This window comes from Acetoanaerobium pronyense, from assembly GCF_017874355.1.
Classification (GTDB): domain Bacteria; phylum Bacillota; class Clostridia; order Peptostreptococcales; family Filifactoraceae; genus Acetoanaerobium; species Acetoanaerobium pronyense.
Genome location: NZ_JAGGLI010000054.1, coordinates 1 through 9,964, shown reverse-complemented (window position 1 = coordinate 9,964; position 9,964 = coordinate 1). Strand labels below are relative to the sequence as shown.

At 29.4% G+C, this 9,964-nt stretch carries 12 protein-coding genes; all 12 read right to left on the bottom strand.

The genetic code is table 11. From position 1 onward, the window contains the following. Positions 1 to 88: 88 nt before the first annotated feature. Positions 89 to 619: a DUF4391 domain-containing protein gene (locus tag J2Z35_RS14130; RefSeq protein WP_209662050.1), complete on the bottom strand. Its 531-nt coding sequence runs from the start codon at positions 617 to 619 to the stop codon at positions 89 to 91. Then, positions 619 to 3,858 (bottom strand): helicase-related protein, encoded by a 3,240-nt coding sequence (locus J2Z35_RS14125; RefSeq protein ID WP_209662049.1) that lies wholly within the window; start codon positions 3,856 to 3,858, stop codon positions 619 to 621. Before J2Z35_RS14125 ends, J2Z35_RS14130 begins: the two co-directional genes overlap by 1 nt. Before the next feature lie 338 nt (positions 3,859 to 4,196). Then, entirely contained in the window at positions 4,197 to 4,505 is a 309-nt protein-coding gene (locus tag J2Z35_RS14120) for a hypothetical protein (RefSeq protein ID WP_209662048.1), read from the bottom strand. A gap of 60 nt (positions 4,506 to 4,565) precedes the next feature. Continuing rightward, positions 4,566 to 5,930 carry a relaxase/mobilization nuclease domain-containing protein gene (locus tag J2Z35_RS14115; protein WP_209662047.1) on the bottom strand — a complete coding sequence of 455 codons (1,365 nt, stop codon included), beginning with the start codon at positions 5,928 to 5,930 and terminating at the stop codon, positions 4,566 to 4,568. Positions 5,931 to 5,944: 14 nt separating this feature from the next. Then, the gene (locus tag J2Z35_RS14110) at positions 5,945 to 6,280 is read right to left on the bottom strand and encodes a plasmid mobilization protein (protein WP_209662046.1); all 336 of its coding nucleotides are present in this window, start codon (positions 6,278 to 6,280) and stop codon (positions 5,945 to 5,947) included. A gap of 114 nt (positions 6,281 to 6,394) precedes the next feature. Then, on the bottom strand, positions 6,395 to 6,664 hold the full coding sequence (locus tag J2Z35_RS14105) for a hypothetical protein (RefSeq protein WP_209662045.1): 270 nt from the start codon (positions 6,662 to 6,664) through the stop codon (positions 6,395 to 6,397). Between the two features lie 49 nt (positions 6,665 to 6,713). Next, entirely contained in the window at positions 6,714 to 7,469 is a 756-nt protein-coding gene (locus J2Z35_RS14100; protein ID WP_245330928.1) for a ParA family protein, read from the bottom strand. A gap of 174 nt (positions 7,470 to 7,643) precedes the next feature. After that, a complete protein-coding gene (locus tag J2Z35_RS14095; protein ID WP_209662043.1) occupies positions 7,644 to 8,357 on the bottom strand; it encodes a hypothetical protein in 714 nt (237 codons plus the stop codon). A 15-nt stretch (positions 8,358 to 8,372) separates the two neighbouring features. Next, positions 8,373 to 8,825, bottom strand: coding sequence for a protein-export chaperone SecB (locus J2Z35_RS14090; protein ID WP_209662042.1), 453 nt, complete (start codon positions 8,823 to 8,825; stop codon positions 8,373 to 8,375). An 11-nt stretch (positions 8,826 to 8,836) separates the two neighbouring features. Then, positions 8,837 to 9,193 carry a helix-turn-helix domain-containing protein gene (locus J2Z35_RS14085; protein WP_209662041.1) on the bottom strand — a complete coding sequence of 119 codons (357 nt, stop codon included), beginning with the start codon at positions 9,191 to 9,193 and terminating at the stop codon, positions 8,837 to 8,839. Further along, entirely contained in the window at positions 9,186 to 9,557 is a 372-nt protein-coding gene (locus tag J2Z35_RS14080; RefSeq protein ID WP_209662040.1) for a hypothetical protein, read from the bottom strand. The genes J2Z35_RS14085 and J2Z35_RS14080 overlap by 8 nt, the downstream gene beginning before the upstream one ends. Before the next feature lie 155 nt (positions 9,558 to 9,712). Then, a partial coding sequence (locus tag J2Z35_RS14075) for a hypothetical protein (protein WP_209662039.1) occupies positions 9,713 to 9,964 on the bottom strand: 252 nt, incomplete at its 5' end.

Genomic DNA, 9,964 nt, shown 5'->3' with positions numbered 1-9,964 from the left:
CTTTTATTTGTATTAGACATGATAAACCTCCAAATTAATTTAATTTATTTTATCATGTCCGAGTATTTTCTGTCTAAATTAGTTTAACCTATCCATTCTTTTCTAGTACAGCAATTTGCTTCATAAGCTTTTCTCGCTCTTCATTTTCAATAATGGTTTCATCAAGCACCTTACCTTTTGTAAGACTAATACCCATTATAGTAGCAATCAGATTATCCCAGATACTATCAAGATCTAATCCGTTAAGTTTAAGTTCCCAACTATCAAAAGGCTTACTCTCTGAAATGAGTACCCTACCCGTTCGGTATGCGGCAAACTGGATTTCATCTTCATACTTTAGGGCAAATAACATCTTTTGATCGATTAATTTTGATAAAAGGGCAACGTTCTTTTTATCACAGGCCTTGGTCTTCATAGTAATTAAAAGTACATAAATTGCTTTCACTTCATCCCCTGGGGATGTATTCACTGTCTGAGGAGAAACCTCTGCAACAATTGAGATGCGATTGATTTGCTCATCAAACAGTTTCTTATCTGCAGGGTTAGGTTTAAACTTCTCGAATATTGCTTTTTTAGGAAGCTGTTTATTGATTTCTGTTGATTTAGGTAATCCAAACACTAAGCTTCTCCCCTCACATTCACAAAACAAACCAATTCAAAATCATCTAATCCATCAATGGTATTTGCCGCCAGTGATATTTGGTTTCCTGAAAGGAAGCTGTCAATGGAGTCATCCTCGTTTAAATCAATAATGGATTTCACCGCAAAGCATAATAGGTCTGAGTAGTGCTTCATATTTCTACCATCTTTGGTTTCGAGATTAAATTCTTTACACAGCTCAAAGATTGGCTCTGATTTGCCTTTGCAAAGCTTTCTAAAAACATCTAAAAGCTTTTTAGGCTGAAGATGGTCAATGTAAACCACTGAGCCGTCACGGACATACACCATATAAAATGGATGAAGCTGGTTTTTATTTTGCTGATCTATGTTGGCATTTCTATTTTTTAGTATAAATATGGTTCCTTTAGGTGCATCACTGTTGCCATCTACCACTGCATGGAGGCCATAAGGTACTTTATCTATATTATCATTTTTCTTCACATAATCTAGAAGATCCAGTCTAAACTCATTTAGACCTAAATCCATTATAGATACACCACTTTGCATATCTTCAATATCTACAACTTCATTTTGCAGGCGTTCAAGCTGTACTTTTCTATATTCTAAATCCCCTTGTTCCTCTGGGTCTATTGGGTTATCATCTCCTGTGGAGGTCATGACAGAAGCTTTCATACGGGTCTCTACTCTCCCCTTTAATTCCAAATACTTATCCAAATCAATGTTGGGCCAGAAGTTTACGAGCTGAATGGTATCATTACGGCTTCCAATACGGTCAACACGTCCAAAACGCTGGATGATACGGACTGGATTCCAGTGTATATCATAGTTTACGCAGTAATCACAGTCTTGGAGGTTTTGACCTTCTGAAATACAGTCTGTGGCTATGAGTATATCAATCTCCTCTTTGTTATCGGGCATAAGAAGGTCTTTATCCTTTGAAATTGGAGAAAATAGAGTAAGTATCATATTCATATCCATTTTTTTAAGCTTTGCAGTTGTTTTACCTGGTGTACTACCAGTAATAATCGCAGTGTTAAGCCCGAATCTCTCTTTTATAGATGGGGCTACCTGTTCATACAAATAATCTGCTGTATCAGAAAATGCTGAAAAGATTAGAACTTTTTTATTGTCTCCATTAAAAGGATTTTGAACTTTCTCAGCAATTATATTTAACAGGGTTTGGAGTTTTAGGTCATGTTGAGGAGTTATATCATGAATCATAGAGGATAGCAATTCTAAAGTTTCTGAATCTTCTTCTAATCTTTCACGCCATGAAATATAATCCATGTCTGCAAGGTCTATATCTATTTTTTTACTGCCATTTATAAAGAAGTCCGTGTTTTGATCATCTCCATCAAAATCTGTTTCTGTGATTTCTTGGGTGTTTATAATTTTTTGACTACCATTTTTGTAATGGTCTATCTCATCTATGGTTCCATTTATGAGTGCTCTAACACGGTCTAAGGTGATTCTAAAAGAAAATACTGAACTTTCAAGTCTTTTTAGCAAATTGATACACATTAAGCGGCGAATTCCACTCTCACGACCAGCACGATCTATATTTATACTTGGATCAACATATTTTGTTCTTTTACTTTCAAGTAAAAAATCTGTTGGTACATAAACTGCTAGGTTCAGCCTCATTAACTGTTCATATATCTCATCATAGTCAATGGCGTTTGGAAGATCCGTTAATTTAGGCCTTAGAGCAAGGGGCTTTAACCTTTCTGGAAATTTACCTATTGCTGCTGTATCATAATATTTTTCTATATGTTTACGGGAGCGTGCTATGGTAACGCTATCTAACATTGTAAAGAAGTCAAAATCCAAGGATTTAAGAAGGCCCTCTGTTGTACGTTCTTCAGGCTCTAGTTTGCTCCAGTTATTAAAAGCCCTTTGAGCACTACGAAAGATACTATCTATAGACTTAGTAATATCTAGCTTTTCATTAATGATTTCAGAATTGCCTTCGTATGCTAATTCAAGTTGATGCTTTAAATCAGAAAACCCGTTATTAACTGGAGTTGCAGAAAGCATAAGGACTTTAGTCTTTACCCCTTGACGAATAACCTTATTTAATAGTCTTAAATAGCGATTTTCTCGCTTAGCATCTCCACTTTTTGAGTAATTTCCACCATTACGAAAGTTATGACTTTCATCAATGACCACAAGATCATAATTGCTCCAGTTTAGTTTGGATAAATCTATGCTTCCTGAAAATCCACGTTCCCTAGATAAATCTGTATGATAGAGTACATCATACCTGAGCCTATCTGACGCAATTGGATTATTTAGGTAGTTTTCTTTATATGTGAGCCAGTTATCTCCAAGCTTTTTAGGGCAAAGTACCAGCACATTACGGTTACGAAGTTCATAGTATTTGATAACAGAAATAGCTGTAAAAGTCTTCCCTAACCCTACGCTATCTGCCAGTATACATCCATTATAATTTTCTAATTTGTTAATGATTGCAAGGGCTGCATCTTTTTGAAAGTCATATAGTTTGTTCCATATTTTAGATTCCTTAAATCCAGTAGCTTCATTGGGTAAGACATCTTCACTCAAATCTGATAAAAATTCGTTGAAAATGTTGTAAATAGCTACATAATAGATAAACTCAGGAGAATTCTCGTTATATGCTGCTGTAATTCCATCAATAACTTGTTCTGTTACATCCTCTAAAAGTTTATCATCATTCCAAATTTGATTAAACATTGTTATATATTGAGTTGCAAATGGAGTCTCTACTCTATTCACAAAATTCATCATTGTATTTCCTTTTTCACAGCCAAGATCAGAAGTTGTGAACCCGTTTAGTGGCGTGTAGGCGATGGTTTCATCAGGTTTAACAACTCCTAAAAAACTCCCCATACCTCCTCCAGTTATATTTGTTTTAAATCGGACCTTTTCCTTGATCCACTGAGCGCACTCACGGGCTACTGCTTTTTGGTTGAGTTCATTTCTTAGCTTTACTTCAAATTCAGTCCCATATAAAGATTGCTCTCTTTTAAGCTCTGGAATGTAAAATTCTCTTTTTTCCCTAGGTGCCTTTTCCTGTAAAAAAGCTGGTGAATTAAAAATAAAACGTAATTCATCAATGCTATCTAATTGTTTTTTCAGTGCTTCATAGGCATACATTGAAAAGCAAGCTGCAGCTATAGAAACTTTATCTCCCTTTGATATTGTTACAGCTAAATCATCTTTGACGGTTTTATTCACATTATCGAGAATTTGCATATCTCTCCCCCTAGTTTTCTCTAACCTAGTTATTAAATTAATAAGTCATTTACTAACCTCTAACCTTTGAAATATTTTTTAAAATATTAAGAATATACCTACTATTTATTAATTATTATACAATTTATTGTTATAAGTATGAATAATAAATTTTTATTTAAATATCGTTCTTACTTTTACAGCTTGCTCCATTTCCAGTGGAAATCTAATTTTCTTAACAATTATTCATATCCCTCTAATTCCCCTTAAACTTCATTACTTTTTTACTATAATTACATTTCAATTTATATACTTTTTTTCAGCTTCAATTTTAATGTTATTATTCTTTTTTAAAATACTTATTCAAGTAATTCAATCATTCTATTAACAATATCCATAATTTGTCCTGCTTTATATCTTTCATCGAATGAACCTTCATTCCAATAATCTTCTCTTAAGGTTAATGTAAGTAAAGCACAGCATAACTCATAATTTGCAGTTGCAGTAAGTTCTAAAGCTTTGTCTACATCCATACCTATAAAGTATTTATTATAATCTTTTTTCAAATCATCCATTTCTTGCAAAACTTTATAAAAAACTTCATCCTTGTATTCAGTATTTGGAACTTGTAGATTTAGTAATAATTGTTTTTTCTCTTTTTTATTCATATAATCACCTTTTACGTTGAAGATTTTTATCTTAATACTTTAAGATTAGTCTAATTTATTTTAAATATCAACATTTATATTCTTCCTTCTATCTATTAATTCCTTATTTTCAATCTCTGATTCTAAGCCTAATATATATCTAATATTATCTTTGAGTTTTGAAAAAGTAATATAGTCTTGTTTTAATGAATAATTTCTCATAGTTTCTTCTTTAAGAGTATTTTCTAGTTGTGATAATTCATATTTCAGAGTAGATAACTTTGGGATTTTTGTTTTTGAATATTTTGCTTTAAGCTTTTTTTGAGATAATATATGGTTATTTAAAGCATCTTGATTTTCTACTTTAAATTTATCCTTTTCATTCCCTTTAAGTTTAAAGTATTCATCGGAAATATCTTTTGTCTTTTTCCAGGCCAATATTAGATTTATATCAGATGAAATATCCTCTATTTCCTTATTTATTGCATCTATAGTCTCATTGGATTGATTTAATTTTAGAAGAGTTTCCGTATATAGATTATTAAAATCTGAAATTGAGTTTATATTATTTTCTGACATAATTTTTGTCATTTTTGATAGTTCTTCAATATTTTTCTTAGCCGCATATTTTTTGAATCCTGGGCCTTTAGATTTGTTTTTATCATTCATCTCTATAATTTTATTTAGTTCTATTTTATTTGGATTAGAAATTCTATATCTAATACTTTCTTCAGAATATTTTTCTCCTAGAGTTTTTCCTCTAGTAAATCTTTCTTGATTAGGATGCTTAAAGGAAATGTATTTCCCTTGCTTTATTACATAGTTTTGTTTTTTCATCTCATCAATAAACTCAGAAAAAGTACTGCATTTATTAATAGTTTTATCAATATCATTTTTCATAATTTCTTTCCACGAACTACCTTTCTTTGTCTCCATATATTCTTTATATGATTTCCCTTTTCTCTCTTCAATAGATTTTGGAATGACATTAAGGTTATTTTCTATACACAGTTGGTCACTTATTTTTTGAATGTTTTTATAGGTATATTTGTTTGATCTATATTTTTTATTTTCAGTGATACTTGTTGTATTAAATATTATATGGTTATGGATATGTCCTTTATCAGTATGTGTGGCTACAACATACTGATATTCATTTTTTAAAACTTCAGTAGCCAGTTCTTGACCTATTTTATTTGCAAGTTCTGGTGTTATGTTGTCTTCTGGCGAAAAGGATTGGATAAGATGCCTTGCTATTACAGAGTCTTTTCTTTTTTTTATAGCTTTTTTATTAACTATTTCAAATTCTAATTTGGCAACTTTAGGAGAAATAGAGCAACCATATGAAGAGACTAATGTTGAGTTAGATGTTTTATCTGGATTAGTAATATATTCTAGAGCTTTATCTATATTTGAATGGATAGGTTTTATTTTTACATAAGCCATAGTATACCTCTATTTTATTTATCAGTTAACTTTTTTATCATTTCGATTTGAACATTTTGAACTTCTTTAAGTAAAATCTTTACTTTTATAATGTCATCTAAAGTTACTCTATTACTAGAATTAGCTTTATATGCAATTTGGTTGATATTAGTACCTATTTTATTTATTTCAGTATTAAGTTTTAGTATTTCTCTTAAATCAACTTTTATTATAATTCCATTTAATAGCATATTATGGGCATATGAATTAATGGTTTTGTAACCAGCAGCAATGCTCTTTCTTTTTATTATTTCTTTTTCTATTTCAGTAACTCTTATAAAAATGTTCTTATCTCTATATCTATTTGCCATAGCTTTCTCCTTTGTTATTAAGTTTTTGCAAATAAAAAAGCCAAGGTTAAGCATTTGCTTAATTCTCTTGACTTAATTGGTTGTTTTATTAGCTTTATATTAACTTTCTATGAGTTATTTGTTTTCTTCTATTACTTTATCTAAATAGTTCTCTAGAGATTCTTGAACTAAGTTTGATAGGGTTTTTCCAGAGTATGCTGATGCAATAGAAAGTTTTTTTATGATTTCTGGAGTTAAGTAATATGACATTTGTTTTGTGCCTTCAGTAGCTTTTTTCTTTTTAGATGGTCTTGAGTCCTTTGCTTCCTCTATCGTCTCTGATTCTTGATTTTTAGAAACTATTTTTTTAAATGCACTATCTGGATCAAATTTTGGTTTAGCCAAATATATCACTCCCTACTTTTTAATATTTTCTTCATTTTTCCTTCTTTTTTTAAAAATTGTTATTTAAAAATTCTTTTACAAAACTATTATAGTCTTCTGTTACAGTTGCACTTTTGTAGTTATCAAATAAGTTTATTTTGTTTGCTTGGCTCTCTTCTATTATCACTGAGTTTCTAATATAGGTATTGTATACTTTGGCTCCTATATGATTAGCTAAGTGCTCAGTTAGGGTTTTAATGGATTTATTTATATTAACCCTTGGATTAAATCTAGTAATTAGGATTCCATTTATCTTAAGGTCTTTATTACAATATTTTTTTACATTATTTATAGTGTTGTTAAGCTGCTCTATTCCATTAACAGCAAATATTCCTGGAGTTGTAGGAATAAGGATTTCATCTGAAGCTGTAAATGCATTTATTGTTAGGATTCCTAAACTTGGAGGAGTATCAATTATTATATAGTCATATAAAGCGTTAATATTTTCTAATGATTCTTTTAGTCTATATTCCTTTCCTGTAAAGGACATTTCTTGCTCTGCTCCAGCTAGCATAATATTAGATGGTATTATGTCAAAGAAGTCTAATTTCTGTATAGCTTCATCTACTGTCAATTCTTGTTTTAGAAGTTCATATATTGTAGGTACTTCAATTTGATTAGCATTAACACTTTCAGATAAGTTTCCCTGGGGGTCCATGTCAATTACTAGAGCTTTGTAGCCTTTCTTTTTTAAGTTTGAAGCAATTGCAAGTGTAGAAGTAGTTTTAGCTACCCCGCCCTTTTGATTTGCTACTGATAATATCATGATTTTCCTCCTTATCATTATAACACTATAAATTTATGATGTTAAGAATGTATAACATTATTTATAAAATAGTGTTTGAAATTTTAAAAATTAAAACACTAAAACATTATAATGTTATATTTAAGTTAACATCATAATGTTTTAGTGTCAAGTTTTGTAATATTGGTTTTTAATCTACTTATTATTTATTTCTTTCAAATTCTTCTTAAGATATTCTAGTCTTTTGAGTGTACTTCTAGCTTTATTACCTGATCTAGTTTCTTCATGATTTAATGGTGCCTTAGTAATAGAATCCTGTTTTAAATCTGCTTTTTTATCACTTCTTTTTTCTTGGCTATTTACACTATTTCTTTCATCTGGAACTCTTGAATAATTTTTTATATCAGCTGTTATATCTCTAAAAAAATCATTTAAACTATTGTATCCTTCTATTTCTAATAGCTTATTATCATACTGATGAGCTAGTATAACCTCTTGTATCCTATTTATTAATATTTCTCTTTTTATAACTGCTTCATTTACAACTACCATTTTTTTAAATACATTTTCAATATATATTTTCAGTAAGCTGTTGATTTTTATATAGTCAAAATTAGTTTCAAATATTTTTCCAGAGCTTTCTAATTTTTTAATGCTTGGTAAATATACTTCTCCGATATGATGGTCATTATAATCATGGACATCTACTATATTCTCACATTCTCCTGATATAAATACCTTAGTGCTCTTTTCATCACATAAAATTATAGAATCAATTTCTGCTAAATAAATGTTACAGTTTATTAGAAAAGAAAAAGACTTACCAATATTTAAGTGAGTCTTAAATATTGATAAGTCCATTATTTTAGATAGGTTTTCATATGTTATTTTATATGTTTTGTATATCACTATACTCTCCTTAGTTTAAAAATCTTCAAACTGAGTATGCTCCATTAATAAAGATTCTAAATCTGTTTTTTCAAATATTTTCGAAAAGTTAATTACTGGCAACAGTATTTTTTCATATTCAAGCTGAGATGAAATAAGTGAAACACTGGCCCTTATATAAGGAAATAATATGGCGCTAGCATTAGTAATTATGAATTTCATTTTTTCTTCATCTGTTTCACAATTTCCTAATTCAAAATTGCCTTTTAAGACAACCTCTATCTCATATGGAAATTCTTCTGTTGCATTAATTTTAACGCCTTGAATAATATTAGTCTTAGTAAAATCTTTTTTATTATTAGGAATTATTCTAAATGTAAAACCTATATTGTTGTCATGTTCTTTTTCTGGTTTAGAAATTTTATTCATATTTAGCTTAATTACTTCATATCCTTTAAAATCAAGATAAATAGATTTATTTTCCTTCATATTCCCTCCGCTTAAATTACCAATTTATATTCTTGTGGTTGATGGTTTGGCTTTTTTCTATTTATAGGTGTAATATTTTTTACGCTTATATAATCCTCATCTCTTATAACTATTTCTTTTTTCATTCCATATAGTATCTTTGATATAAAGCTTAGTCTTGGATCTACTTCTCCTTTTTCAAACCTTGATATCATCTGTTGCTTAACTTTAATCATATCAGCAAATTCTGATTGGCTTAATTTATATGCTTTCCTAAAGTTAATTAGTTCATCAATAAGCTTATATTTTAAGTCTAACAGCTCAATTTCTTCTTTAATTTCTTGGTCTTCACTTATAATATCATTAATTAATTTATTTAAATCATTCATTTTTATCCCCCTCAATTTCATCAAGGTAATTGTCTAAAGCTTTATCAAGAACTTTAAAATAATCGTCCTTAAATGCTTGAACTTTTTTTCTCTGCCCATCAAGAAAAACTACTCTTTTATTTTTTTCATCTATACAAACATAAAAGATTCTATAAGATTCTGGACTTTTTATTTTTATTTCACTAATTTTGTATTTAGCCTGTTTTCTTTTGATTGGAGCAAGGTTAAGCTTTTCATGCTCTCCTTTTTGAAAAAACTCGATTTTTTTTACTATTTCAGCAAATAATCTTTTATCTTCTTTTGATATTTGCCTAAGGGCTTTTTCCATTTTGGAAGTATATTCTATGCTGAATCTATTGTCCAAAATCTCTTCACCTCTCTTTAATGCAATTTTACAACTAATGTGTTGTAAAATCAAGTTTTATTTGTAATATTATAATTTTAAATTGTTTATTTTTTACAAGATACTATTTTTGTTTGTCAGTATATAGCTTAGAGTATATAGTTTTTTAGATTTATTTACAAAACTATTTCTTCATATCTCTTCTCTTTTTCTCCATTTTTATCATTTTTTTCTTTAGTCTTATTATTCTCATTAATCTTTTTATACCTTATATCTAAATCTGCAACTTTTTGTATACTATTATCATTATCGTTGATATCAATTCTATCAGGCACTCCGTCATTATCTAAGTCTTTTTCCTTTGTGATTTCTTCATTTTCAAGGTCTTGACTAGGAGCATTGTTTTCCATATCTAAGATTGCATTAAG